Raw genomic sequence first — 25,190 nt, 5'->3', positions numbered from 1 at the left:
GGCCGGTCCGGCGGGCTCTTCACCCCCAGACACGCTCGGCGGTCTCGCGGAGCACTGCCAGCTTACGGCGCTCGACGGCTTCCGTCACCCGGTTGCCCTCCACCGAGGTGGCAAAACCGCACTGGGGTGACAGCGCCAGGCGCTCCAGATCGACGTAGCGGGCCGCCTCCCGCACCTGCGTCTCCAACCATTCGGGCGTCTCGGCCCGGGATGACTTGGTGGTGACCAGGCCCAGAACCACCATCTTGTCCGCCGGCACGCGGGCCAGGGGCGCAAAGGAGCCGGAGCGCTCGTCGTCGTATTCCAGCAGCAGGCGGTGGGCCTTCGTGCCCTGGAAGATGGGCTCGGCGATGGGATCGTAACCGCCTTCCACCAGCCAACGGCTGGCTTGGTTGCCTCGGCACAGGTGGAAGCCAAAGGTCACCCCGGGGGCGGCGTCCATCACCGCGTTGTCCAGCTCGATGCCCCGGGCCAGCCAGTCCTGCCAGCCCCCGCCCCGGGCCTCGTAGAAGGCGCGGGTGGCCGGGTCCAGCAGCAGCGGGTAATGGGGCGCGTCCAGCTGCAGGTAGTCGGCGCCCAGCCGCGCCAGCTCGGCCACCTCCGCGCGCAGGAGGTCGGCGACATCCCCCAGGAAGGCGTCCAGGGTGGCATAGGCCCCGGCCGAGCGCTCCGGGTCCCAGAAGCTGGCGAACAAGCTCGGGCTGGGTAGAGTCACCTTGGCGGTGGTGCCCCCTGCCACCCGGGCGCGCAGGTAGACGAACTCCTCCACGGACAGGAACCGGCGCTGGCGCAACGTCGATTCCACCGCCAGGTCCTCGGGGCGTTGCCGCGACCGGTCGCCGACCCGCTCGTCGCCGCGCCAGTCGCCCCACAGGAAGGCATCCAGGTCCCACTCGCCGAAGCCCGCCACCGCCTCGGTCATCTGGCTCTGGAAGGACAGCCGCCGCATCTCGCCATCGGTGGCCACCGTCATCCCCGCTTCCTCCTGGAGGCGGACGGCGGCATCCACGGCGTCGTCCTCGATCCGCTTGAAGGCGGCGGCGTCTAGGCGGCCCGTGGCCCGGTCCTCGCGGGCCCGGAGCAGGCCCGTCGGCCGCAACAGGCTGCCGACCACGTCGGTGTGGGTGGTGATCACGGCCGGCTCCGGTGGTTGCCGATCCAAGCGCCATTGTTGAAGATGGCCGGACCGATGAAAACCATGCCGGTGACCACGGACCGGTACAACAAGGAAGCCATCATGGAAACCACATTCAAGGTGTCAGTTATGCACTGCGGCAACTGCGCCGACCGGGTGACCAAGGCGCTAGAGGCCCTGGACGGGGTCAGCGCCGAGGTGTCCCACGAGGACGGAATGGCCCATATCCAGCACCCCGAGCAGGTATCGGTGGCCGACCTGGAAGCGGCGGTGCGCACGGCCGGCTACACCGCAGAGCCTACCTAGGGGCCTCGGTCTCGCCGATCCCGGCGGTGAGGATGAAGCGCATGGCCTCCTCGAAGGACATGTCCACCGGCCGCACCCGTTCCCGCGGCACCACCATGCTGTAACCGCCGATCTGGTAGCTCATGGGCAAATAGATCACCACCGATTCCTCCCCGGGCCGCTCCAGGGCCGGCGGCACCCCTTCCCGGGTCAGCAGCCCCACCAGCCGCGCCCCGCCCTTAAGGGTTACCTCCACCACCTGACGCTGCTCGGTGTCACCCGTGCTATCGAAGTAGCGGGTGAGGTCGTAAAAGGCGGCGTAGACGGAACGAACCAGCGGCACGCGTCGGATGGCGCCGTCCAGCCAGCCCCAAAGCCGCCGGACCAGCAGGTTGCTCATTAGCACGCCCACCACCAGGACGATCGCGATCCCCGCCGCCAGGCCGATGCCAGGGGCGTAATAGGTGGCCAGGGGGCTCATCTGCACCACCTCCGCCAAGGCCGACTCCAGCGACACCAGCACCCAGTAAACCAGATACACGGTGGCCAGAACGGGAATCAGGGTTAGCAGCCCGGTCAGGAAGGTCTTGGCGAGACGGCTCATGGTGGCTCCTCAGCGCAGTAACCGCACGCCCCCGAGGGCATGGTGGGCGATCACCGCCCCCGCCGCGCTCCAGCCCAGGCGGCGCTGACCGCCGGGGGTATGGTGGCGGCCGTGGACGTACTCGGGGAAGGCCCACTCGCCGTCCCCATCGGGCAGGGCGTTGGCGGCATGAATGCCGTCCAGGCACTGCCCGGCGGAACCGGTGAGGCCCCGGCGGGCCAGATGGGCGGCGTAGAAGCCGTTAACCATGGGCCACAGGCCACCGTTGTGGTACTCGTTCGGGGCGTTTTTGAACGTGAACGAGAAGGTCATCTGCAGCTCCTGCCATTCCCGATCCTCCGGGGTGATGACCGGGTAGAAGGCGGGCACCAGGTTCATGCGGTCATCACGGACCGCCTCGGCGATGTAGGTATCCACTTGGTCCTGCTGCCAGTCGTCGGCGATGTCCAGCAAGGAGGCCAGGACATTGGCGAAGCTGTCGAAGCGATACCCGTAGCCCGCCGGGGTGAAGAACGGCAGCCAGTAACGGCCGCCGCAACGGTCCGCCGCCTGCATCGCCTTGCGATAGATGACCTCGTGGTAGACGTCCTCGGGTACCTCCCCACCGTCCTCCGCGGGCAGCCAGTAGTTGGCCCGGATCAGGTGCTTCAAGCGCGCCAAGCCTTCTTCCAGACCGTGATCGGCGCCTCCGTGCACCGCCCGATGAACGGCGGCCAGTTCCCGCTGGACCTGCAGATAGAGCAGCTGATCGTAGAAAACGTAGCCATTGTGAAGGTACTCGTCCGCCCAGTCGCCGGTCATGGGCACATAGATCAGGCCCCGGTTGTTGAGCTCCCAGGCCCCCAGCAGGAACCGGGTCCGCTCCATGGCCGGTAGCATGCGGGCCAGAAAGGCCTCGTCGCCGGTGGCCTTCCAGTACTGGCCGCAGGCGATAAGGAACCAGAGGTTGGCGTCCACCCGGCCAGCCGTACCGCCGTAGCTGATCCGGCCGGTACGGGGCTCGACGTTGCTCGGGGTCTCGCCGTGAGGCCCCTGATTGTCGGCCAGGGTGCCCAAGGTCCGGCGCAGGGTCCGGATGAGCTCCTCATCGCCGCTCATTAGGGAAGCCAGGCCCATAATGCCGCCGTCCCGGGCCCAGATACGCTGATAGTTGCCCCCGCCCTGAGCGCTGGCCACGAACCCGTGAGGCGTGGCGCACGCGTGCAGGAGGCTCAAGGCCTGCTCGTACGCCTCGCTGCGGTTTGGGGGCACCAGGGTCGACTCAGGCATGGCCGGTGGACTCCCCTGCTTGAGGCTGGTCCCGGGATCATGGACCAAGACGGCTCCCCGTGGAAAGGCCGTCCAAGGGGCCATCTTTGGAGAGCTCGCCGGCGGCTGTGGGGCAGGAACGCGACCCCAACGCGGCCCATTGGGCTGCGATGATCACCCTTTGCCAAATCTGGGCAGGGCAAAGCTCAATCTGGACCGCCGCCCTCCCCTGGACCGGCAGGTCCGTAGGAGCCCGGCCTCGCCGGGCCAGACATTGCCGGATCGAGGCGCCCGAGCCGACGGCTCGCCCACTGAATGGGGCTCCTACAGGGGATTGGTGCCATTTGCCCAAGCTCTCCCAAGGTCCCAATCCGTGAGAACAAATTTGTCCTGCGGATTTTGGGCCCTATCTCGCCATAGGCGACCATTCGCGATACGGTTGCCTAGGCGCCAAGTCCGAATACGGGCCTCTCTTAAGGATTGAAAACCGCATGAAATCCCCAACCGAGGAATTCGCGGCCCCCTTTCCCACGGAGCTGCTGCGAACCTATCCCGGTCTCACGCTGCTCCTGGACCCCGAGGGTCGCGTCCACACCTGGAACCATGCCGGCGCCGCGGCCTGCGGCCGGGAACCGGACGCGCTCGCCGGCCTCGATGCCACGGAGCTGTTCAAAGGCCCCAAGAAACGGGCCTTCCGAAATCGCCTGGACCAAGCCCGCGACCGCGGCGAAGCGGAGGTAACCGCCTCCCTCCAGACGGCGGAGGGGACGGGCCCGGAAACTAACCTGCGCCTAATCCGGGTGGGCCCAACCGATTCCGGGTGGGTGTTGATGATGGCCGCGGGCGATCCCAATACCCAGGAACCGCAGGGGTCCGACGCCCCAGGCTTGTGCCCCGACCTGATGGATGCCCTGCCCTACGGGGTCCTGGTCTTGGAGGGACAGCGCCTGGACTACGCCAACCCCGCAGCCACCTCCCTGCTCGGCCTTGACGGCGCCGAAGAGCTCCGGGGCCTCATGATGGACTCGCTGATCTACGAGCCCGATCACGAGCCCATGGGCGAGCTTCTGAGCCAGGCGGCCGAGACCGGGCGCGCCGATGGCCGTTTGCGGCTTTTGGGCCGGTCCGATCGTCCGGCGGAGATGGAGGTCTCCCTGGCCCTGGTGGGAGCGGACCCCCAACCCACCCTGCAGCTGGTATTCCGTCCCACCACCCGCCAGCGCGGTTTGGAGCGGGCCTTGCAGGACAGCGAGGAGCGCTACCGGGGCCTGATCGGCAGTCTGGGCGAGGGCTTCTGGATGGGCGATAGCCGCGGCGGCACCGTCGACGTCAACCAGGCCCTGCTGGACATGCTGGGGTATAGCCAGGACGACCTACGGGACCGCCCCTTGCCCGAGCTCACCGACGGCGAAGACGCCGACGACCTTCGCCAGCACCTCAACCGGCTCGAGGAGGGTGAGCCGCGCTCATTCCAGATCCGGCTTCGCCACGGGGACGGGCGCTCCATCCCGGTGGGCGTGCGCATGGTGACCATGCCCGACCCCAGCACCGGCATCTCCGCCTTGTTCGCTTTCGTCAACGACCTCTCCGACCACTACTCCCTGCGCGAGCACCTGCGCCGGGAGACGGGAATCAACGAGGCCATCCTGGGCAGCCTGCCCGGGATCTTCTTCCTGGCCGGCCCCGACCTGGGGCTGACCCGGTGGAACACCAATCTGAGCCGGCAAACCGGTCATGCCGCGCTGGATCTAGCCGGCTTGCCGGCCCCGGAGCTGTTTGCCCCCGCCAACCGCCAACCGGTTCGGGACCTGCTGAAAGGGGCCACCGCAGACGACGACCATGAGATCGAGGCCCACCTCAGGGGCGCTAGCGGCGACGAGGTACCCTACAGGCTCTCGGTAGCCCCTGTGACCGTCGGCGAACGCCGGTTCCTGGCCGCACTCGGGGTGGACATCAGCGATCGCAAGGCCCTGGAGGCGGACCTGGAGCGCATGGCCACGGTGGATGGGCTCACCGGGGCCTGGACCCCTGCGGCCCTGGAGGATCGCTTCACGCAGGAGCTCGAGCGCACCCGACGCTACGGAAACCCCCTTTCGGCGGTCCTGCTCGACCTGGACCGGTTCCAGCAGGTCAACGACCATTACGGCCGGGAGACGGGCGATCAGGTCCTACAGGGGCTCGGTAGCCTGCTCGCGGCCAACAAGCGCGCCCCCGATTTCCTGGGCCGCTGGGGCGCGGACCGTTTCCTGGTGCTCGCCCCGGACACCGCTCTGGCGGGTGCCCGCACCATGGCAGGCAACCTCCACGATCGCATCGCCCGCCACGATTTCGCCCCGGTGGTCATGGTCCAGACCAGTATGGGCGTTACTGCCTACCACCACGGCGACACCGCCAACACCCTGCTGGAGCGCCTGGACCAGGCCCTGCACGAGGCCAAGGACCGCGGCGGTAACCAGGTGAGGGTGGCCGAGGGCTAAAAACCGCCGGCCCGTTCAGCCCCGTTTAAGCGCCATGCCCCATCCTCTCCCGGGCATTCAGCTAAAACGGGAGACGCCCATGGCCGCATCGACCACCCCACACCCCGGCAAGGTTCGGGTCTGGGACCCCTGGATCCGCATCTCCCACTGGCTGCTCGCCGGTGCCTTCTTCGTCGCCTATTTCGTGGTCGAGGAGCCCATGGCCGTCCACGTCTGGGCCGGTTATCTGATCGGGGCCCTGATCGCCATAAGGATCGTATGGGGCGTCATCGGTCCCCGCCATGCCCGGTTCGCGGACTTCGTGCCCTCCCCAGGCCGCCTGCGGCGTTATGTCGCCGACCTGTTCCGCAGCCGGGAGCCCCGCCACCTCGGCCACAACCCGGCCGGTGGGGTCATGGTCGTGGCCCTGCTGCTGTCGTTGGCGGCCACGGTGGGTACCGGCCTAATGGTCTACGGTGCGGAGGAAAAGGCCGGTCCCCTGGGCGACTGGTATGCTGTTGGCGGCACCGCCCTGCACGTGGTCGCCACTGCCCGCGCCGACGAGGCCGGCGGCCACGAGGAATCCGGGGAGGACCACGAAGAGGCCGAAACGCTGGAGGAGCTACACGAATTCTTCGCCAACGTCACCCTTTTCCTGGTGGGGCTGCACATCGCCGGGGTAGTGCTGACCAGCCTGCGCGAGGGCCAGAACCTGCCCCGGGCCATGATCACCGGCCGCAAGCACGCCCTGGACCCCGGGAAGTGGCCATGAACCGGGGGTTGGTAGGGGTGCTCATCTATACGGTAGGGATCGGGGCACCCACGGGTATCACCGTCGCCCCCGAACCGGCGCAGGCGGATGAGGACCTACCCCCGATCCGCCAGCTCCACCGGCAGGGCGAGATCCGGTCCCTGGCGGCGTTCGTGGAGCGGGCGCGCCAGCGCTACCCCGAGGCCCGCCTGATCGAGGCCGAGCTCCTGCGCGACGGCGGGCGCCTGATCTACGAGGTGGAACTGGTGGACAGCGACGGCGTGGTGCGCGAGCTGTTCTTCGACGCCCGCACGGGCGAGCGGGTCACGGGCTACGACGAGGAATCGCAAGACCACTGATGCGGGTGCTGGTGGTGGAGGACGATGCCGAGCTCGCGCAGCGCCTGCAGCAGGCGCTGCGCGAGGCGGGCTACGCCGCCGACAGCACCGCCGACGGCGCCGAGGCCGCCTACCTGGGGCGGGAGGAGCCCTTCGACGCCGTGATCCTGGATCTGGGACTCCCCGAGCGCTCCGGCCTGCAGGTTTTAACCGATTGGCGGGATGGTGGTGTCGACCTGCCGGTGCTCATCCTGACCGCCCGCGATGCCTGGTACGAGCGGGTCGAGGGCTTCGAGGCCGGAGCCGACGATTACCTGGGCAAGCCCTTCCACATGGCCGAGCTCCTGGCGCGCCTGGGGGCCCTGCTCCGGCGCCACTACGGCCGGAGCGCGGGCCCCCTGCGGACGGCCGGTCTGCAGCTGGACGAGGCGCGCCAGATGGTCACCACCCCGGACGACACCGAGCACGAGCTCACCGCCACCGAGTTCAGCCTGCTGCGCTACCTCATGCACAACCCCGGCCGGGTTCTGTCCAAGACGGCGCTTACCGATCACCTCTACGAGTACGACGCCGACCGCGACAGCAACGTCCTGGAGGTCTACATCCGGCGCCTGCGGCAAAAGATCGGGGCCGAGCGCATCCGTACCCGGCGGGGCCAGGGCTACGAGCTAGTGCCGTGAGCTCGCTCAAGCTCCGCCTGGCCGTGGGATTGTCGCTCAGTCTGTTGCTGCTCCTGGGCCTGCAGTACTGGCTGGTCAGCGGCGCCATCCGCGATACGGCCGAGGGCTACGTGGCCGAGCGGCTGCGCCACGACACCGAAGGGCTGCTGGCCGGCCTGACCTTTGGTCCGGACGGCCCGCGCATGACGGCCAGCGACGCCATCTACCGGCGTCCGTACTCGGGCCACTACTACCGGGTCCAGGTAGGCGACCGCATAATCCGCTCGCGCTCCCTGTGGGACGCCGACCTGCCCCGACCGGAGGTCGCCGTGGGCGAGGTCCGCCGCCGCCACGCCGACGGCCCCCGGGACCAGCCCCTCCTGGTCCGATCCGCGGCCTTCCGGAAGAGCGGCGAAACCGTCCGGGTGGTAGCAGCGGAGGACCTGTCCTCCCTGAAGGACGAGCTGACCGCCTTCCAATGGCGCTACGCCCTGGTCTCGCTGGCGGTGGCGGCCGCCCTGCTGGCGATCCAATGGGCTCTGATAGCCCTGGGCCTGCGCCCCCTGAGCGACCTCCGGGACGAGATCGGCGCCCTGGAGCGCGGCGACCGACAGGGCCTGTCCGAGGACGTTCCGGCCGAGATCCGCCCCCTGGTCCGGGAGCTCAACCGCCTTCTCGGGGTCCTGGGCGAGCGCCTGGAGCGCTCCCGCAACGCCCTGGGCAACCTCGCCCACGGCCTCAAGTCCCCGCTGACGCGCCTGTTCCAGTCGGCAGAGGACCCCGCCATCGCCACCGATGGAGAGCCTCGCCAGGAAATCCTCGAGCCCGCCCGGGCGATCCAGGATCGCATTGACCGGGAGCTGGGCCGGGCCCGGCTGGCCGCGGGCGCCCCCGGCCAGCGCTTCGACCCCGGCCGCGAGATCCCCGCGCTAATCCGGACCATGGAGCGCATCCACGCCGACCGGAACCTGACCATCCGCTACCACGGCCCGGATCCGGGCACCCCCTTCGGCGACCGCGAGGACCTGCTGGAGCTAGCCGGGAACCTCCTGGACAACGCCTGCAAATGGGCCACCTCGGAGGTCCGGGTGACCCTGGCGCTGGACAGGGGTATGGACCTGACTGTCGCCGACGATGGGCCCGGGGTGCCGGTGGCCCACCGGGACGGCCTCCTCGGCCGGGAAAGCCGGCTCGACGAGACCGCCGAAGGCCAGGGCCTGGGTCTGGCCATTGTCGGCGACATTGTTGAGGCTTACGGGGGGCGGCTGGAGCTCGGTGAATCCCCTACCCTCCATGGGCTGGCGGTCCATGTGGTGCTCCCCTAACCTTCTCGTTCGGCGAACCTTCATCCTGCCGGGGGGTTAAAAGACCCCTCCCCTTCTTGGTCCCCCCTCTGCCCCTAGGGGAGTCTAAGGGGACCTAATTAAGGCCACAGCCTGGGCAAATTTAAAGGCACGTTAACGGAATCCCCCTTGCGGAACCCCACTTGATCAGCCCCTGGAGCGGGCCCGGATCCGGTCCGATAAGGCCAACACCAGCAGGAGCAACAAGGCGCCCACCAGAAAGACCAGCTGCACCGGTCCGTCCCAGGCCCCGCCACAGATCCGGATGGATAGGCCGCCAGGTCCATAACCAGCAGGTAGATGCCGGCGCCTTGAGCGATGCGGTATGCAGCCCGATCCGCCTGGAGTTAGACGTCCCGGGACCATTCGGGATTGCGCGAGTCGTTGGCGGGGAACAGGTGGGCCGCGAGGGCATTGACGTAGCCCCGGGCCGCCCGAACATCGGGATCGGGCTCCTGCGTCAGCAAGCCATCGGCGTAAAGGAAGAGTTCAAAGACAAACAGGATACCCAGCCCGAGGCACAGGTACTTGAGGGCCCAGCGGCTGTTCGGACGGCCATTGCGATAGACCTGTTCCAGCAGCACCAGTCCAAGCACGGATCCGGTTGCTCGGCCCCGCCCGGCGATACAAGCACCCTGGCGACCTCCAAAAAGGCCGAAGGGGCGGCCAGGAATCCGACGGCCGAGGGATTGACCACGGCCACCCATCAGTCCCTGCTAGTGGATCGGAGGCTGGGCTTAGCGAGACCCCTTGCCCCAGATCACCACCTCCGTGGTCACCATGAGGATCAGCAGATCCAGGAACAGGCTGTAGTTCTTTACATAGTAGAGGTCGTACTGAAGCTTTTCGAAGGAATCCTGCCGTGAGGCCCCGTACGGGTAGCTGATCTGGGCCCACCCCGTAAGGCCGGGCTTCACCCGGTAGCGTTCGGTGTAATACGGCAGATCCTTGAGCAGATCCTCCTCGATCTCCGGCCGTTCGGGACGCGGGCCCACGAAGCTCATTTCCCCGCTCAGGATGTTGAGGATCTGAGGCAGCTCATCCAACCGATACTTACGCAGAACGCGGCCCGACCGGGTGATGCGCGGATCTTCCTCCTCGGCCCACTGGATCGCCCCGAACTGCTCGGCATCCACACGCATACTGCGGAATTTAAGGATCTGGAACGGCCGGTCGTCCTCACCTACCCGGGTCTGGCGATACAGGATGGGTCCCCGGAAACCGCTTTCGATCCCGATCGCCAGAGAGGCGGCAAGCATCAGCGGGCTAGTCACGACCAGGAGCAAACCCCCCACTGCCAGATCCACAACGCGCTTGACCGCCCGACGCGCCATTCCCCTATAGAGAAACCCCGGGTTGTAGGTGAACCAGCTCGGCGGCACCAGATCGAGCTTGACCTTGCCGGTCTCCCGCTCCAGGAAGGTCAGTAAGTCGGTCACCTCCAGCCCCTGGATGCGGCACTCCAGCAAATCCTGCACAGGCAGGATATTGCGGCGCTCATCCACCGCCACCACCAGCTCGTCGGCGTCGAAGCGTTCGGCCAAGGCCGGCAGCGGCCGGTCCTTTTCCACTACTTGAGAGGTGCATACCATCGGCGTATCCGGCTCGATGTGGACGTACCCGACCAGATCCTTGTCGTACCACTCGCCATCGCGCCGATACTGCTCCAGGGCCCGGGCCCCCTTGCCCGTGCCCAGCACGAGCACCCGGTCCCGAAACCCGGCATGGCCGAGCAAGGTAACGAACAGCCAGCGCAGGGCGAGGATGCCGATCAGGGCAAAGCCCAACCCGAGGGCGATAATACCCCGACCCAGGTAAAGGGTGGGAAACAGGTAGAAGACGGCGCCCAGGACGATCAAGCTCAGCCCGAAGGCGATGACCAGCCGGGGAAGGAGCCAGCTCAGCCCGTAACGGGAGCGCCGCTGGTACAAGCCCGTTGCCAGCATGGTGGCGAGCACCACGGCGGCCACTGCCAGTGCCCCGGGCGCAAAGATAGGCAAACGTTCGAGGAATGTCCGCTCCTGACCGAAAAAGCGGAAATGCGCCCCCACCAGGATGGAACCGAAGACTACGAGGAAATCGAGCAGGCCCACCACCAGGTTGGCGGCTTTGAGATGGTGCTTGAAGAGGGTAATGGTACCCATTGGTGAGTCTCCCAGGGGCGCACGGCCCCTTGCCCCATTCCCCCCAATCTTTAATGTGAAGCGATCTATTATCGTAAAGATCCATGGCCCTTGTAAAATGAATTTTTCTCTGTCAAATTTTTTTTACAACTTGTTTTTCCGTTTCTTTCAAACGATTATGAAGATGTACCGTTACGGTCGGGGATTGATTTTTCCATCCGGGAAAACCCGTAGCGACCGTTTTTGAAAAAATGATTTGGCAAATTTAGAACTTAGTAACATATTTGACGCCAACCGGTGGGGATGCGCTCTGGCCGCTACCAAGCTAGTATCGCCCCCCTGGGGCTTCCCTAATCCTGATTACCCAAAAGGCTCAGCCGTATCTAGCCGCACCCGATTTTTATGTAGGAGCCCAATTCATTGGGCGAGCCGTTCGCCTCCGGCTCGGCCCATCCAAAACCTCGCCCGGCGAAGCCGGGCTCCTACAACAGGCACCGGCTAGCCTGGCTGACCCTTTGGGGTAATCAGGTTCCTAATTGGGCAAGGCACACCACCTTTTGGAATAGGAGACCTTCGTGCAGGAACGCATTGCCGTCGTCGGGCTCGGGTACGTGGGCCTGCCCGTCGCCCTGGCTCTTTCCCGCCAATACCCCGACACCGTGGGCTTCGATATCAGTCGTAGCCGGGTCGCGGCCCTGCAGGAAGGTCGGGATGCCACCGGGGAGGTCAACGAGGGCGACCTCCAGCAAGCCCCCCTGACATTTACCAGCCACAGCCCGGATCTGGCCGGCTGCACCGTGTTCGTGGTGACTGTTCCGACGCCCCTGGACGGCAACCGCCAGCCGGATCTGGAGCCCCTGCGCCGGGCCTGCCAAACCATTGGTCCCGTCCTGAGCCGGGGCGCATTGGTGGTTTTCGAATCCACGGTCTACCCCGGCGCCACGGAGGAGTTCTGCGGCCCCATCCTGGCCGAGTATTCGGGCCTGAGAGCGGGAACGGATTTCAAGCTGGGGTATTCCCCAGAGCGCATCAATCCAGGGGACCGGGAGCACACCCTGAGCCGGATCGTGAAAGTGGTTTCGGGGCAGGATGAGGACGCGTTGGAACGCACCGCCGGGATCTACGGCGGCATCATCGAGGCCGGCATCCATCGCGCCCCCGACATCAAGACCGCGGAGGCGGCCAAGGTCATCGAAAACACCCAGCGTGACCTCAACATCGCCCTGATGAACGAGCTGGCCCTGATCTTTGACCGTATCGGCGTGCGCACCAAAGACGTCCTCGCGGCGGCCGGGACCAAATGGAATTTTCTGCCGTTCTCGCCCGGTCTGGTGGGGGGGCACTGCATCGGCGTGGATCCCTATTATCTCACCGCCAAGGCCGAATCCCTGGGTTATCACCCCCAGGTCATCCTGGCCGGGCGCCACATCAATGACGGTATGGGCACCTATGTCGCCCAGCGCACGGTCAAGCTGCTGATCGAGGCGGACCGCCGAGTTAGGCAATCGCGGGTGGGGGTGCTGGGTATCACCTTCAAGGAGGATGTCCCGGACATCCGCAACAGCCGGGTACCCGACATCATCCGCGAGCTCCGCGATTTCGGAATCGAGCCGATAATCCACGACCCCTGGGCCGATCCCGGCGAGGTAGCCGACGAATACGACTTCGAGCTCGCCGGCATCGAGAAAATGCGGGAGCTGGACGCCCTGATCCTGGCTGTCCCCCATCGCGCCTACAACGAACGGGGGGCCGACGCGCTCTCGGACCGGATTTCGGAAGGCGGGGCTCTGGTGGACCTCAAGGCCAGTCTGGACCCTGGTGAGGTGCGCTCCGACCTGCGCTACTGGAGCCTATAAGGAGGGGGACTCGACCCTGTCGGGAAAACCCACGGCTCGCCCGATAAATCGGGCTCCTACGCCTACCATGGCCCCCGTAGGAGCCCTGCTTCGCCGGGCGAGCCGTTGCCTGGGCCGGGGAGCCGAACCAAAGATTGGCCCAAGGATCCGGACCCCTATGCCAACATAGCCCCCCGTAGGAGCGCGGCTCTGCCGCGCGAGGTGTCGATGGCTCAACCCGAGTGCCAAACGGGCTGCCCGATCAATCGGGCTCCTACAAAAAAACCAATGGAGGACCCCCCTTGCCCGGAACCATCCTAGTGACCGGCGGTGCCGGCTACATTGGAAGCCACGTCGTCCGACGGCTGGGCGAGCGCGGCGAACGGCTGGTGATCCTGGACGACCTGTCCACCGGCAACCGGGATGCGGTCCTGCACGGCGACCTCGTGGTGGGCTCGGCGGGTGATTTCCATCTGGTTCAGTCCCTGATCCGTGACTACGCGGTAGAAGCGGTCCTCCATTTCGCCGCCAGCACGGTTGTCCCCGAATCGGTGGAGCAGCCGCTGGCCTACTACCGCAACAACACACTGGCCACCCACGCCCTGCTCGAAGCATGCGCCGATTCCGGCATCAATATTTTCATTTTTTCCTCCACCGCAGCGGTCTACGGGCTCCCCGAAGAGGTACCCGTCGCAGAAGACGCCCCTACCCGGCCGATCAACCCCTACGGCAGCTCCAAGCTCGCCAGCGAATGGATGATTCAGGACTTGGCCGAGGCCTCCGACCTACGCCACATCACCCTGCGCTACTTCAATGTCGCCGGGTGCGAGCCGGAAGGGCGCATCGGCCAATCCACCCCGGATGCCCACCTCCTGATCAAGGTAGCCAGTGAGGTCGCCCTGGGGAAGCGGGACCATCTGGCCATATACGGTACCGACTACCCCACCCGGGACGGCACCGGGGTCCGGGATTACATCCACGTGGAGGATCTGGCCGACGCCCACTTGCGCGCTCTGGACCATCTTCGGGTAGGCGGCGCATCCGCTGTTCTGAACGTGGGCTATGGCCACGGCGCCACCGTCCGCGAGGTGCTGGATACGGTCCAACGGGTCCACGGACGAACCCTACCCATCCAGGAGGCCGGGCGACGGGCCGGGGATCCGGCGACTCTGATCGCCCAGGCCGACAAGATCCAGCGAGTCCTGGGCTGGCAGCCCCATTACGACGACCTCGAGCTCATCGTGCGCACGGCCCTGGACTGGGAGAGCCGGATGAGCGGCAAGGGCGGAGGCAATGATTAAGGCGGCCAAAACGGGATCCCCTCGGCTCAATCCCGCGGATCCCGGGCAGGTTAAGGCCTTCGCTTGGCCAGTCTGGCCCGTCCTCTATATGGCGGTTCTATTTGGGCTTTCCTCCATCCCCGGCCAGGTACCCGACCAGGATCCGGAAGGCCTGGCCGCGTCCTTCGCCTGGGTGCCGCCTACCGTCCAGAATGGCTTGCATCTGCCGGCCTACGGGCTTTTGGGCTGGCTTTGGTTCCGGGGACTGCTTCGCCATCTCCCCCTAGGGGCCGCGCTGGCTGCCGGGATTTCGCTAACCGTTGGCTACGGGATTCTGGACGAATGGCATCAAGCCTTTGTACCGGGACGCTTCCCATCGGCAACCGATGGGCTCGCGAACGCCCTGGGCGCAGGTATGGCGGCCGGTCTTTTCGGTTGGCGACATGGCCGCCCCAATCCCTAGCGCTCGCCGCCCGGCCCCATTATGGCCCATCTTCCTGGTTGGCGGCCTGCTGTGGTACGCCTCGGCCTACCCCTTCCATTTCGTCGGCTCGCCCCCGGAAGGGGCGTGGCGTCATCTGCTTTCCCTGCAGGCTCATAACCTGTACTTCGGAAACAGCTTGGCCAATATCCTGCTTTTCGTGCCGCTGGGCTTCCTCATCGCCCGGCGCACGGATTCCTGGCTCACCGGGCCGACCTGGGCCCTGATAGGCGGTGTGGTCTTCGGGTTCGGCCTTCAGGTCATGCAGGTTTACATTCCGGAACGGGTGCCAAGCCTGTGGGATGCCGTCTGGAACACCACCGGCGCCCTTGGCGGCGCCTTGATCCCCGCCCTGCCAAGGCCCCGGCAGGGGCTCCCGGACGGGCCCCCTTCCCGCTTTGCCATAGCCCTTCTGGGCCTTTGGCTAGCCGCTGCAACCTTTCCTTTCGTGCCCAGCCTGGATTGGGCCGCTATCAAGGACGGCCTTAAACCCCTGCTGCTGCGGCCCCGCCTCGAATCCCTTGCCTTTCTGGAGGCCATGGCCGGCTGGGCGGCCTTCGCTTTTCTCTGGCGCCATTGCGTTCGCTTGCCGTGGGACCGGGCAGGTCCCATCACGGCCCTGATGGCGGTAGTTGCTGCCCAGGTTCTGGTGCTCTACCGGGCTCCGGATCTCTCGTTTTGCCTGGGCGGTGCTCTGGGTTTGCTCCTGGGGCTGATGCCGGTGGCCCAAAGACGCCAGGTTTGGGGGCTGTTGGCCCTAGTGGTGGTCTTTCTGATCTGGTCGGGCCTGGCGGCCCCGGCCACCCTGAGGGCCAGCCCAGCCACCTTCCATTGGCTCCCCCTGGCCGGATTTATGCAAAGTGGCTCTCTGGTAGGGCCCTGGGTAGCTCTGGAAAAGCTGTTCTGGTACGGGCTTCTCCTGGAGTTATTGCTGACCGCCGGCTTCCGATGGGCCACCGCTACCCTTTTCGGGGTGGCTTTGCTCGGGACAATTGAATGGACCCAGCGCTGGGTAGCCGGGGGCCATGTGCCGGAGATCACCGACCCGCTGCTGTTCGCATGTCTTGCTATGGGGCGCAGGCAATGGCCAGCTCCTTGGCCTAACCCAAGGCGTTTGGCCCCTGCTCAGGGCAGCTCAGTAGCCAGACCGCCTCCCATCCAATTTAACAGGGATTGATCACCCCGCCAGAAACAGGCCCACGAAGCAGCCCGCCCGGTTACCACTGGGCTTTTTGGGGTTTGTGATCGCACCCTCTCGGTGTCGTGGCGTACTGAGGAGACGGAAACCATCAAGGTTGCCGGGACCTGACAAAGAAAATCCTCGGGGGATCGGGTTTCAGCCCTGTCCTTAATGGGTTGCCCCTTTCCTTCAGTCCAAGCCCAAGTTCGCAGTTCAATGCCCTTTTTCACGGCCCCAAGCCGACATGGGGACAAGGTGAGCCCCGCTGAGGTATGGGCAGCCCCAGAACGGCCAGCCCGATAAATCGCGCTCCTCCAATTCTTTTCCGGGATAACCAGGAGCACCCCTCAAATCAACTGGGCGTCCTCAAAAGCGGCCTGCTCTTCGTACCCGAACCAGTCCCCAGACCGGAAGCGCGTCTCGCCGATGACCACCTCGTCAGGCAGCCGCCGCCGATCTCGCAGTTGCTCGACGGTCGCCAGAAGCTCGCCCAGCTCCCCCTTGCGCTCCAGCAGAGCATCCGCGATGGGCTGCTCCAGATTCAAATCCGCCACCAGCTGCTCCACGGGGCGCTTCAGAACCGGTTCCAGCACCGAAAGGATGGCGGTAAGGAAGGCGCTGCCGGCAAAACGGTCGCCGGGCTGGATCCGCTGAGACCCGAGCTCCATAGTGCGGGCACGGATCAAGGCCTCGTCCAGAAGGGCGGCCTGGGCCTCGCTACCGTCCTCGTCCGTCAACAGCAGCAAAGCGACCCATTTCCGCAGGTTACGCATGCCCAGTCCAACCAGCGCCTGCCTGAGGGAATGGATGGGCTTTTGCCGCCGGAAGGCAGCGGAATTCAGCAGCTCGAGGAGCTGGGCAGCCAGGTCGGGATGCTTCTTGAAGCTGAACTCGATCTTGGCGAACTCGGCGTCCCCGCTGAGCTCGCGGAACAGCTCGATCAGCGCCGTCTGGCGAGGGCTCAGGACATCGCTGGTGAAGGTGGTGGGCTTGGTGAAGAACGAGCCCTGGAACATGGAAAAGCCCAGAACCCGGCAGCGCTGGAAGGTCTGCTGGGTATGAACCCCGGCGGCGAGCCACCCGGCACCGCCGCTGCGAAAAGGCGCCACCGTCGCGCTCAGGTCGGGGGGGTCCGGGAAACAATCCAGGTCGAAGCGCAGAACATCCGCCGTGCGGCCCAGAAGCTCACCGTCCGCCACGGGGCCAGTCACCTCAAACCCCACCTGGAAGAATTCGGCGCGCCTTGCTCGCACGGCCTCCTCGAGGCCGGGCTCGGCATCGGACTGGGGCAGCATGAGGGCCGAGCCGGCGCCGTTAAGGAAGCTGCCCAGCTCGTGGTAAAGGAACTCCCCGGGCAGGTCGGCGAAGATCCGGCGTCGGCCTACCATTCGGGCGAAGCCGGGGGAATTGATCACGGTTAGCAGCGTGCGGGCCCCGGCGGATCTTGGATCCGGCTCGTCCACCCCACCGCCGCCCTGAACCCGGATGCTGTACCCCACCAAGTGCCAGGCCACGTCCAGAACCGGCTGGCGGGTCAGATAGTAATTTTCGGCCATATTCCCTTCCTTGACGAGGCCGCTAGCCACAGAGCCACCCGGGGCCTTATTAGGCTTTTCCGGCCATCCCTGCCAGGGCGGTCTGTCCGCTCCGGACGTCCCCACGCTCCCACCGACCCCTTTCTTGTGTCACTTCATTTTACAGGGTGGGCCTGCTAGCAAACATGGTATATGGCTTTTCGAAAAAAACCCTGGCGGATAGGGGCAGCATCTTCCCAAAACCAGGACATCGTAGTCCCCGGTTGCCTATAGCCCCAACACGTTGGCAACAACGGGGCAAGGGAAGAGGCCCAGGAAAAGGCTGCTGAAGCCTGCCAACCGCCCTCCCAAGTGTCGGATTCCTTAACACGACCTGAAAGCTGCACAGGACTAATCGCCTATCCCTTTGTTTTTATTTTATTTTTTTATGGCACAGGGATTGCATTAAGCTCGAAAAGGGGAGGGGCGGTAACCCCGTCCACCCCTTGTCCCCCCTAAGGCCCGTAACTCAGCAGGAGGCCCAAATGGCCAAACCGCTTTTTACCCCCCTCGCAACAGCCCTTGCCCTAATTGTGGGCACAGGCTACGCCCACGCCGTCCCCACTGAGGCGGACGTAGCCACCATTGTGGACGAGTCCGGTTCCATGGATACCGAGCAGGGGTGGCTGCCCGGCATGATCAGCGACCTGGAGGCCGGGCTCACCGGGGCTGGGGTGGGCACCGCCCCGGACAGCAACCGCTACGCCAAGGTCGGGTTCGGTGGCCATGATGACTCGTCCAGGCCTGACGATGCCCCACACAAGCACCAGGAAGGGGACTCGGATTGGTTCGGGTCGGGTTCGTACGACAACGACTTCTTCACTTCCGGTAGCGACGAAGACGGCTATGACGGCATCGACTTCTTCTTCGACAACTACAGCCTGCGCCCCGGAGCGGCGACCAACCTGATCCTGGCCACCGACGAGGACCGGGATGTGGAAGATGCATCGTTGACCAAGTCCGGGATCAAGAGCCAGTTGAACGGTAACAATGCCCTCCTGAACGCCGTAGTCGATGCGAGCTTCGAATGCGACGACGGCTCGGCGGCTCTTGGCAAGGACGCCTCCGGTACAGGGTATGTCGCCGACGGCTCAGGCGGGTTCACCACCTGCTCCGGAGCAACCAATACCGGCGGCGATGGATCCACCGAGAGCGACTATGTGGATCTAGCCCTAAGCATCGGTGGGGCCGCCTGGGACCTCAACCAGCTCCGCGCTGGCGGCGATACGGCAACCTCCTTCACCAATGCCTTTGTGGATATCAAGGTGCAGGAGATCCAGCAACAAGAGCCCACCCCGGCCCCTGCACCGGCTCCCCTGGCCCTCGCGGGGATCGGACTGGCGGCCATGGGGGCGGCCCGCTGGCGCAAGGCCGGCTAAACCCTCAGCCTGCTACTAAGCATGAAGAGCATCGGGGCAGCCTGACGCCCCGATGCTTTTTGGTATACACCCTTGCCCTTCCGAGGGCGGGGGTGATTTAGCTTGCCTTGCCACCTTGTGGCAAGTGGCCGGAGCCACCCGAACCCAAAGACCGGCTTACCGGCCGGATTCCTCCTTCAAAGAGCGCAGCAGGCTGCGGGCCTCCTCGGCATCATTAAACGCCTTGTCAGAATCCAGCAACTGCACCAGTTCCTCGCGGGCCTCCCCTTCCCGCCCCGTTTTCGCCAGAGCGGCCGCCCGGTGGTAACGGATGGAGGGGATGTGGGGAGCGTGGATGGCAGCGTCCTCCAGCAGCCGCAGGCCTTTTTGGACCTGGCCCAGCCGCACATGGGCCCAGCCCAGGGTGTCGGTGATCTCGGGACGGTCGGGGGCCAGCTCGTGGGCCTTGCGGGCGTACGCCAGGGCCTGCGGATCGTCCTGTTTAAGGTACAGCCAGGCAAGGTTGTTGAGCAGACTGGGCCGCTCCGGGGCGGATTCGAGGGCCTTTTCGTAGGCCTGGATGGCCCCGCCGGTGTCGTCCTGGGACTGGCGGTACTGGGCCAGGAGGACGCGCACGTCGGCGTCCCCCGGGCGGGCCTCCAGCCAGCGCTGCAAGGCGGCCTCGGCCTCCGCCACCCGGCCCTGACCTTGCCGGATGCGGAAAAGGGCCAGAGCGGCCGGGCGGTTGGGTCCCCGCTCCAGGGCGGCCTGGAAGGCTTTCTCGGCGGCCTCCTTCTCCCCCGCCTTCACATGGGCCTGCCCCATCACCAGCTGCCCCATTGGGGATTCCGGAGTGGCCCGGCTGAGCCGCTCGCCCAGCTCCAGGGCACGGCCGTCTTCCCCGTCCGCCAGGGCCATCCTTGCCCGGAGTAGCAAGGCCCCCGCGTGCTCGGGATCCAGCTCGAGGGCCTTGTCGATCTGTTTGCCCGCTGCATCCCGTTTATCCCGTGAGCGGTGGACCTTGGCCAGGGAAACCCGCGCCCCCGGTGACTGGGGCCGGAGCTCCACCAGCCGCTCCAGGGCGGTGGCGGCACTGGCCAGGTTGCCGTTGGCCTGCTGCACTCGACCCAGGAGGGCCAGGACGCGCGGATCATCGGGGTGGGCCCCCTCCAGGTCCCGGGCGATCTCCAGAGCGGGCAGGAGGTTGCCCTTTTCCACCCGTAAGCGCGCAAGCTTCAGGCCGATAGCCGGATCGGGGGCGTGCGCCGACCAGGCCCGCTCCAGCCATCGGCCATAGGCTTTCTTGTCCTCCGCCCGCTTGGCCAGCTCGACCATGCCCAGAAGGGCGCCGCGGTTGTCCGGCTCTTTGTCAAGGACTCTCTTGAACCGGTTCCGGGCTTCCTCGGGCATCCCCGCCTGCAGATCCATCCGGGCCAGGTTGAGGCGAGCGCCCTGGAAATCGGGAGCGGCGTCCAAAGCGGAGCGGAACTGCTTGCGGGCCCGTTCGGTTTTGCCCTCTCCCCAGACGGCCAGTCCCACCAGGTTCTGACCCACCGGGTTATCGGGGTCTCGCTTAACCAGCTCCTCGGCGGCCGCGGCGGCCTTTGCGAAGTTCTTGGCCTGCACGTGGTTGAGAACCAGGAGGTAACGCGCCCCCACCTGGTCCGGGTTTAGCTCGATGACCTTCTGCAGGGCAGGCACCGCTTTTTGGGTCCGCCCCCCGGCCAGATAGCCCAGGGCCACCTGGGCCCGGATGCCTTTGTCCTTGGGCGCGATCCGGGCCGCCTCTTGCAGGTCTCGGAAGCCGGCATCGGCCGCCCCCGCCCCGATCCGGGACCGACCCAGAAGGGCCAGGAAACCGGGATCCTGCCGGCCGGCCTGCCGCAGGGGCGCCAGCACCTGAACCGCCCGCTCCGGGGCGCCCTTGCGCAGCCAGGTCACCGCCAGCAGCTTGGCCGGGGGGACCTTGTCGGGATGGTGCTCCCGGTAGCGGCGCAGGTGGTGGACCGCGGTCTCGTACCGCTCCTCCTGGAAGGCCAAACGCCCCAGATGGAGGTGCGCGGGAGGCAGCTCGTGGCGAGCCACCAGGGATTCCAGGATCGAGCGGGCCTCGTCGGCCCGGTCCTGCCGAAGGGCGATCAGGGCCTTGAGGAAGCGAAAACGGGGGCTCGTGATCCCCTTGTCCAGCCACTTCTGGACGACCTCCCGGGAAGCGGCGGTCTCCCCGATGGCGAGCCGGACTGCGGCCAGACCGAGGGCGGGGCGGGGGTTTTCCGGGTCCAGCTCAACAGCGCGCTCGTAGGCGGTGGCGGCTCCCTGCGCCTTTCCTTGGCCAAAGCGCAGCTTTCCGGTCAGGAGCCACGCCTTGGCCCTCTCCGGGTCCCGCTTCCGGATTCGCTGCAGGAGCTTCTCCGCCCGTTCTTGCTCACCGGCCTTCAGAGCCAGACGGGCGTGACCCAATTGGGCGGGAAGGAAGCCTTCCTTATGGTGGGTAGCACGGTCGTAGGCCTCGCCGGCTTCCTCGGCCCGTCCCTGAGACCCCAGGATGCGCCCGCGCAGGACGGCAATGCGCGCCTTCAGCGCCGCCGTATCAGCCTCCGCGGGATCCAGCAGGCCCAGGGCCTCTTCGAGACGCCCCTGGCGCAGCCGGGCCTCGGCGAGTGCGGGGAGCCATTTTTCTCGCTGGGCCCCGAGGTCACGAGCCCGTTCCAGTTCTTTCTCCGCCGACGGGAAATCCCGCATGCCCAGGTAGATCCGCCCCAGCAGCAGCCGGGCCGCGGCGTCCTCGGGCTCCTCCTGCAGACGGTTCTTCAGGGTGATGACCGCTGTCCGGGCCTTGCCGGCATCCAGGTATGCCCGGGCCTTTGCCACATCCGGGGTCTCGGCGAGGGCCCACGGGGCAAGGAGCAGGGAGATAAGAAGCCAGATCCAGGGCACTGCCCCAAACGGTTTGCTATTGCTCATGTTGAATTCCTGCCTTGGCGTTCCGCTCGGGACGCATCTCGTGCTTATCCAGCAGGGAATAAAGGGTCGGGCGGGTAATCCCGAGCAAACTGGCCACGTGGGAGAGGTTGTTACCGGCATGGTGCATGGCCCGGGTAAGGGCTTGGCGCTCCGCCTGGTCCCTGACCATACGGAGGTTCAGGGGCAGCGGCTCCTTGCCGGAAACCTCCAGCTCCAGGTCCGCCGGCGTAATGTGGGCGCCCTCCGCCATGATCACCGCCCGCTTGACCCGGTTTTCCAGCTCCCGGACATTGCCCGGCCAGTCGTAGGCCTCGATGGCGTTGAGGGCCTCGGCGTTCAGGGCCGGCACCTTGCGTCCCTGCTCGGCCGCGTAGCGCTCGATCAGGGAGCGCGCGATCAGGGCGGCATCGCCCTCGCGCTCGCGTAGCGGCGGAATGCGTATGGTGATCTCGCAAAGGCGGTAATACAGGTCCTCCCGGAATTCGCCGCGCCCGATGAGCTCGCTCAGGTCATGGTTGGTCGCGGAGACGATCCGGACGTCCACCGGGATCTCCTCGCGCCCACCGATCCGCTCAACCATTCGCTCCTGCAAAAACCGCAGCAGCTTGCCCTGGAGCTGCAGGGGCATGTCCCCGATCTCGTCGAGGAACAGGGTGCCGCCGTGGGCATGCTCGATCTTGCCGAGGCGGCGGCTGGTGGCCCCGGTGAAGGCGCCCTTCTCGTAGCCGAACAGCTCGCTTTCCAAAAGGCTTTCCGGAATGGCGGCGCAATTGATGGCCACGAACGGCTTTTCAGCACGGGGGCTGAGGTGATGCAGGGCCTGGGCCACCAGCTCCTTGCCGGTACCGCTCTCCCCCAGCAGACAGGTGGTCGCCTCCGCCCCGGCCACCTTCTCCACGGTGCGGCATACCTCGTCCATCTCGGGACTCGCAGCGACGATGCTGCCGATGGGAGAGGGGCCTTGCTGCTGCGACAGACGCAGATTTTCCATCTCCAGATCGTAAAGCCGGAAGGCCCGCTCCAGGATGGTGGCGAAAAGCTCCGGCTCGATGGGCTTCTGGTAGAAATCGTAGGCCCCCAGGCCGACCGCCTTCACCGCGTTCTCGTGCTCTTCGTTACCGGTTATAACCACGATCTTGCAGCGCGGTGCCAGGCTCAGAATCTCCTGGAGGGCGGCAAGCCCCTCCGAGGCTCCGCCCGGATCCGGAGGCAGGCCCAGATCGAGAGTCACCACCTGGGGCTCGTGGCGCCGCAGCTGAGCCAGCGCCTCCTCCCGATCCCCGGCGGCCACCACCTGGAAATTATCCAGCGACCAGCGAACCTGGGTCTGGACCCCGGGATCGTCTTCCACCACCAGGACTGTGCGCTCCGCCGAGCTCAATTGGAAACCTCGCCGACCGGAGGCTGCGCGCTCGCTGCCCCCACCGAGGCCGGAAGCCGGAACCGAAACCGGGTTCCCTTACCGGAGGCGCTGTAGACCTCCACATCGCCGCCGAGCTCCCGGGCGTACTCGCGGGCTTCATAGGCCCCGATCCCCATACCGGTATCCCCTTTGCTGGTATCGAACGGGCGGAACAGGCGCTCGCGGACAAACTCGGAATCCATGCCGGTACCGCTGTCCACTACGTCCACCTGGGCCCATTCCCCCTCGCGAGTCAAGGCCACGCGGACCGAGCCTTCCTCGGGGGTTGCGTCCCGGGCATTCTGGATCACATGCCCGAGGACCGCTATCAACCGCCCTCGATCGGCCTCGACCCGAACGCCTTCCTCCGGCAGATCCAGCTTCGGTTCGGGACTTCCGGTTCCGTGCGGGCCCGCCGCCTCCTGGACGGCGGCAGCCAGGTCCACCTGGGCCACCCGGTCAGATTGGACGCCCCCGCGCAACTGGGCCATCAGCTGGTTCATGCGCCCCACCGAATGCTCGATGGTGGTGACGGCATCGGCCATGAACTCGGGGTTGTCGGCATGCCGACGGGCATTGCGGGCGAGCATGGACAGCTGACCGATGATGTTCTTGAGATCGTGCAGGACGAAGGCCGACAGCCGATTGAAGGTCTCAAACTGCTGAGCGCGGCCCAAGGCCTCTGCGGCTTCCTCCTGGGCCAGGTAGCTAGCCGCCTGACGGCCCAGGGTCCTGAGCAGGTCGAAATCCTCCCAATTCAACTCCAGGTTACCCGCCCGGGAGCGCGCCAGGACCAAAAAGCCCTGAAGCCGGTCCCGGTGAAGGAGCGGGACTAACAGCCAGGCACGGGCCAGGCCGGCCAGCCAGGGGGGCATATCGAGCCCGCCGTACCATTCAGGATTCTGCCGCCACTCATCGACCGTGAGGATCCATTCCTGGCCTTCCAGAAAGGAAACCAGGTCTCCAAACGCGGGCTCCTGCGCCTCCTCCGGCTCGGACATGTTCCAGAGTGCAGTCGGGACCAGGAAGCCATCGCGCTCCTGCCAGAGCATGCCGCCGGGACTCTCGACCACCTGGGCCACGGCCTGGATCACCCGCTGCTTCAGGGGAATGTTGCCTTCCTCGGCGGTCAGGGTGCGGGTAAACCGCAGCCATTCCTCCCGGTAATCATAGCGGTAGTTGAAGAAATGCTTGCTGAAGAAAACCCGCATGCGGGCCTGGATTTGACCGGAGAAGGCCACCACAAGAAGCAGCACCAGGGACCCGACCAGGAACACGAACTGCACCGGCCCACCCCAGGCACCCCCATAGATGCGGATGGAGTAGGCGGCTAGGGCCATGACCAGGAGATACACCCCGGCGCCCATGAGCGAGGCGGTGTGCAGCACGAATCGCCGCGAGACATAGACGTCCAGATTCCACTCGGGGTTGCGCGCGGCAGCCACCGCGATCAAAGGCGCCAGCAGGGCGTTCACGTAGCCCCGGGCCGCCCACAGGTCAAAATCGGGGACCCGCATGAGGAGGGCATCGGCGAAAAGGAAGAGGTCGAAGACGAGCAGGGTGCCAACGGCCAGGAAGAGGTGCTTCAGGGCCCAACGACCCTCTTCGCGGGTATTGCGATAGACCTGCTCCAGCAGCACGAGCCCAAGCACCGCACCGGCAATGCCCGCCATGCTAGGCAAGGACGAGCCCCAGGCGGGGACTCCCCCGGGTAGGGCGATCCCACTTAGTGCGGCGAGGCTCGCTCCGGCCACTACCACCCCGCAGATGCCGGCGAGGGCGCGGAAGGCCAAGGGGGGAGCGGACAGCCGGACCAGGCTCAGGAGGAAGGCCAGCCACCCGCCAAGGCGCAGGGCATCCAACAAGGCCACCCAATGGGCATTAAGCGCATCGGCCCAGTGCAGGCCGGCCAGTCCCGCCCCCCATAGCGCCGACACCAGGACGGCGACCAGCAGGAGGCCGCCGGTTGCCCTGCCTCGCCGCCAACCGATGGCCAGTACCGTCGCAACCGCCAGGAAGGCCAGAGCCGCCGCCAGGAATCCGGCTGCCGAAATATGGACCATGATATCCCTTAGTCCTTTTCGGACAGTGTTGGGCTCGGTTGGTTGGAAGGCGTTGCAGGAGCGCGGCTACGCCGCGCGAGCCGTCGCCTCGACGAACCCGGCACCCAACCC

General features: G+C 66.2%; 20 protein-coding genes. 11 read left to right on the top strand and 9 right to left on the bottom strand.

Annotated elements, in window-relative coordinates; translation table 11 throughout:
* Nucleotides 1-19: 19 nt before the first annotated feature.
* Entirely contained in the window at nt 20-1,135 is a 1,116-nt protein-coding gene (locus V5A19_RS07445) for a cobalamin-independent methionine synthase II family protein (RefSeq protein WP_332318531.1), read from the bottom strand.
* A 102-nt stretch (nt 1,136-1,237) separates the two neighbouring features.
* Here V5A19_RS07445 and V5A19_RS07440 point away from each other — a divergent pair, with 102 nt between their 5' ends.
* Nucleotides 1,238-1,441, top strand: coding sequence for a heavy-metal-associated domain-containing protein (locus V5A19_RS07440; RefSeq protein WP_332318532.1), 204 nt, complete (start codon nt 1,238-1,240; stop codon nt 1,439-1,441).
* On the opposite strand, the gene V5A19_RS07435 is transcribed toward V5A19_RS07440, so the two are convergent.
* Together V5A19_RS07435 and V5A19_RS07430 are read right to left on the bottom strand one after the other, a co-directional pair.
* The gene (locus tag V5A19_RS07435; protein ID WP_332318533.1) at nt 1,434-2,024 is read right to left on the bottom strand and encodes a DUF502 domain-containing protein; all 591 of its coding nucleotides are present in this window, start codon (nt 2,022-2,024) and stop codon (nt 1,434-1,436) included. The genes V5A19_RS07440 and V5A19_RS07435 overlap by 8 nt on opposite strands.
* A 9-nt stretch (nt 2,025-2,033) precedes the next feature.
* Complete coding sequence (locus V5A19_RS07430; RefSeq protein ID WP_332318534.1) at nt 2,034-3,293, bottom strand: amylo-alpha-1,6-glucosidase; 1,260 nt, start codon at nt 3,291-3,293, stop codon at nt 2,034-2,036.
* Between the two features lie 470 nt (nt 3,294-3,763).
* On the opposite strand from V5A19_RS07430, the gene V5A19_RS07425 reads away from it, so the two are divergent.
* The 5 genes from V5A19_RS07425 (at nt 3,764) to V5A19_RS07405 (ending at nt 8,801) form a co-directional block, all read left to right on the top strand.
* Nucleotides 3,764-5,749: a sensor domain-containing diguanylate cyclase gene (locus tag V5A19_RS07425; RefSeq protein ID WP_332318535.1), complete on the top strand. Its 1,986-nt coding sequence runs from the start codon at nt 3,764-3,766 to the stop codon at nt 5,747-5,749.
* Between the two features lie 79 nt (nt 5,750-5,828).
* Nucleotides 5,829-6,500: a cytochrome b/b6 domain-containing protein gene (locus V5A19_RS07420; RefSeq protein ID WP_332318536.1), complete on the top strand. Its 672-nt coding sequence runs from the start codon at nt 5,829-5,831 to the stop codon at nt 6,498-6,500.
* Nucleotides 6,497-6,838 carry a PepSY domain-containing protein gene (locus tag V5A19_RS07415; protein ID WP_332318537.1) on the top strand — a complete coding sequence of 114 codons (342 nt, stop codon included), beginning with the start codon at nt 6,497-6,499 and terminating at the stop codon, nt 6,836-6,838. The genes V5A19_RS07420 and V5A19_RS07415 overlap by 4 nt, the downstream gene beginning before the upstream one ends.
* On the top strand, nt 6,838-7,497 hold the full coding sequence (locus tag V5A19_RS07410) for a response regulator transcription factor (protein ID WP_332318538.1): 660 nt from the start codon (nt 6,838-6,840) through the stop codon (nt 7,495-7,497). Before V5A19_RS07415 ends, V5A19_RS07410 begins: the two co-directional genes overlap by 1 nt.
* Complete coding sequence (locus tag V5A19_RS07405; protein WP_332318539.1) at nt 7,494-8,801, top strand: sensor histidine kinase; 1,308 nt, start codon at nt 7,494-7,496, stop codon at nt 8,799-8,801. Before V5A19_RS07410 ends, V5A19_RS07405 begins: the two co-directional genes overlap by 4 nt.
* 365 nt (nt 8,802-9,166) lie before the next feature.
* Here V5A19_RS07405 and V5A19_RS07400 read toward each other — a convergent pair whose 3' ends face one another.
* Both V5A19_RS07400 and V5A19_RS07395 read right to left on the bottom strand, forming a co-directional pair.
* The gene (locus V5A19_RS07400) at nt 9,167-9,415 is read right to left on the bottom strand and encodes a hypothetical protein (RefSeq protein WP_332318540.1); all 249 of its coding nucleotides are present in this window, start codon (nt 9,413-9,415) and stop codon (nt 9,167-9,169) included.
* 141 nt (nt 9,416-9,556) lie between these two features.
* Nucleotides 9,557-10,963, bottom strand: coding sequence for a TIGR03013 family XrtA/PEP-CTERM system glycosyltransferase (locus tag V5A19_RS07395; RefSeq protein WP_332318541.1), 1,407 nt, complete (start codon nt 10,961-10,963; stop codon nt 9,557-9,559).
* 554 nt (nt 10,964-11,517) lie between these two features.
* On the opposite strand from V5A19_RS07395, the gene V5A19_RS07390 reads away from it, so the two are divergent.
* The 4 genes from V5A19_RS07390 (at nt 11,518) to V5A19_RS07380 (ending at nt 15,715) form a co-directional block, all read left to right on the top strand.
* The gene (locus V5A19_RS07390) at nt 11,518-12,798 is read left to right on the top strand and encodes a nucleotide sugar dehydrogenase (RefSeq protein WP_332318542.1); all 1,281 of its coding nucleotides are present in this window, start codon (nt 11,518-11,520) and stop codon (nt 12,796-12,798) included.
* A gap of 281 nt (nt 12,799-13,079) precedes the next feature.
* On the top strand, nt 13,080-14,078 hold the full coding sequence (gene galE / locus V5A19_RS07385) for a UDP-glucose 4-epimerase GalE (protein WP_332318543.1): 999 nt from the start codon (nt 13,080-13,082) through the stop codon (nt 14,076-14,078).
* Entirely contained in the window at nt 14,071-14,520 is a 450-nt protein-coding gene (locus V5A19_RS14350) for a VanZ family protein (RefSeq protein WP_443081499.1), read from the top strand. Before galE ends, V5A19_RS14350 begins: the two co-directional genes overlap by 8 nt.
* Complete coding sequence (locus V5A19_RS07380; protein ID WP_332318544.1) at nt 14,501-15,715, top strand: VanZ family protein; 1,215 nt, start codon at nt 14,501-14,503, stop codon at nt 15,713-15,715. The genes V5A19_RS14350 and V5A19_RS07380 overlap by 20 nt, the downstream gene beginning before the upstream one ends.
* Before the next feature lie 350 nt (nt 15,716-16,065).
* On the opposite strand, the gene V5A19_RS07375 is transcribed toward V5A19_RS07380, so the two are convergent.
* Nucleotides 16,066-17,274, bottom strand: a complete 1,209-nt coding sequence (locus V5A19_RS07375; RefSeq protein WP_332318545.1) for an EAL and HDOD domain-containing protein — start codon at nt 17,272-17,274, stop codon at nt 16,066-16,068.
* Nucleotides 17,275-17,777: 503 nt separating this feature from the next.
* Between V5A19_RS07375 and V5A19_RS07370 the strand changes: the two genes are divergently transcribed.
* Nucleotides 17,778-18,671: a hypothetical protein gene (locus V5A19_RS07370; protein WP_332318546.1), complete on the top strand. Its 894-nt coding sequence runs from the start codon at nt 17,778-17,780 to the stop codon at nt 18,669-18,671.
* Between the two features lie 156 nt (nt 18,672-18,827).
* On the opposite strand, the gene prsT is transcribed toward V5A19_RS07370, so the two are convergent.
* From prsT to prsK, 3 genes are read right to left on the bottom strand one after another with little or no spacing between them, the layout of a single operon-like run.
* Nucleotides 18,828-21,614, bottom strand: a complete 2,787-nt coding sequence (prsT, locus tag V5A19_RS07365; protein ID WP_332318547.1) for an XrtA/PEP-CTERM system TPR-repeat protein PrsT — start codon at nt 21,612-21,614, stop codon at nt 18,828-18,830.
* Nucleotides 21,604-22,995 (bottom strand): PEP-CTERM-box response regulator transcription factor, encoded by a 1,392-nt coding sequence (prsR, locus tag V5A19_RS07360; RefSeq protein ID WP_332318548.1) that lies wholly within the window; start codon nt 22,993-22,995, stop codon nt 21,604-21,606. Before prsR ends, prsT begins: the two co-directional genes overlap by 11 nt.
* Nucleotides 22,992-25,079, bottom strand: a complete 2,088-nt coding sequence (gene prsK, locus V5A19_RS07355; RefSeq protein ID WP_332318549.1) for an XrtA/PEP-CTERM system histidine kinase PrsK — start codon at nt 25,077-25,079, stop codon at nt 22,992-22,994. Before prsK ends, prsR begins: the two co-directional genes overlap by 4 nt.
* Nucleotides 25,080-25,190 lie beyond the last annotated feature (111 nt).

This window comes from Thiohalorhabdus sp. (assembly GCF_036628635.1).
Lineage (GTDB): Bacteria > Pseudomonadota > Gammaproteobacteria > Thiohalorhabdales > Thiohalorhabdaceae > Thiohalorhabdus.
Note: the sequence above shows the minus strand (reverse complement) of the source record. Positions and strands in the feature narration are given on the sequence as shown.

Bases quoted from the DNA above. Each gene is read 5' to 3' on its own strand.
- V5A19_RS07440 (WP_332318532.1), top strand. From the start codon at position 1,238: ATGGAAACCACATTCAAGGTGTCAGTTATGCACTGCGGCAACTGCGCC.
- V5A19_RS07435 (WP_332318533.1), bottom strand. From the start codon at position 2,024: ATGAGCCGTCTCGCCAAGACCTTCCTGACCGGGCTGCTAACCCTGATT.
- V5A19_RS07430 (WP_332318534.1), bottom strand. From the start codon at position 3,293: ATGCCTGAGTCGACCCTGGTGCCCCCAAACCGCAGCGAGGCGTACGAG.
- V5A19_RS07425 (WP_332318535.1), top strand. From the start codon at position 3,764: ATGAAATCCCCAACCGAGGAATTCGCGGCCCCCTTTCCCACGGAGCTG.
- V5A19_RS07420 (WP_332318536.1), top strand. From the start codon at position 5,829: ATGGCCGCATCGACCACCCCACACCCCGGCAAGGTTCGGGTCTGGGAC.
- V5A19_RS07415 (WP_332318537.1), top strand. From the start codon at position 6,497: ATGAACCGGGGGTTGGTAGGGGTGCTCATCTATACGGTAGGGATCGGG.
- V5A19_RS07410 (WP_332318538.1), top strand. From the start codon at position 6,838: ATGCGGGTGCTGGTGGTGGAGGACGATGCCGAGCTCGCGCAGCGCCTG.
- V5A19_RS07395 (WP_332318541.1), bottom strand. From the start codon at position 10,963: ATGGGTACCATTACCCTCTTCAAGCACCATCTCAAAGCCGCCAACCTG.
- V5A19_RS14350 (WP_443081499.1), top strand. From the start codon at position 14,071: ATGATTAAGGCGGCCAAAACGGGATCCCCTCGGCTCAATCCCGCGGAT.
- V5A19_RS07380 (WP_332318544.1), top strand. From the start codon at position 14,501: ATGGCCGCCCCAATCCCTAGCGCTCGCCGCCCGGCCCCATTATGGCCC.
- V5A19_RS07375 (WP_332318545.1), bottom strand. From the start codon at position 17,274: ATGGCCGAAAATTACTATCTGACCCGCCAGCCGGTTCTGGACGTGGCC.
- V5A19_RS07370 (WP_332318546.1), top strand. From the start codon at position 17,778: ATGGCCAAACCGCTTTTTACCCCCCTCGCAACAGCCCTTGCCCTAATT.
- prsT (WP_332318547.1), bottom strand. From the start codon at position 21,614: ATGAGCAATAGCAAACCGTTTGGGGCAGTGCCCTGGATCTGGCTTCTT.
- prsK (WP_332318549.1), bottom strand. From the start codon at position 25,079: ATGGTCCATATTTCGGCAGCCGGATTCCTGGCGGCGGCTCTGGCCTTC.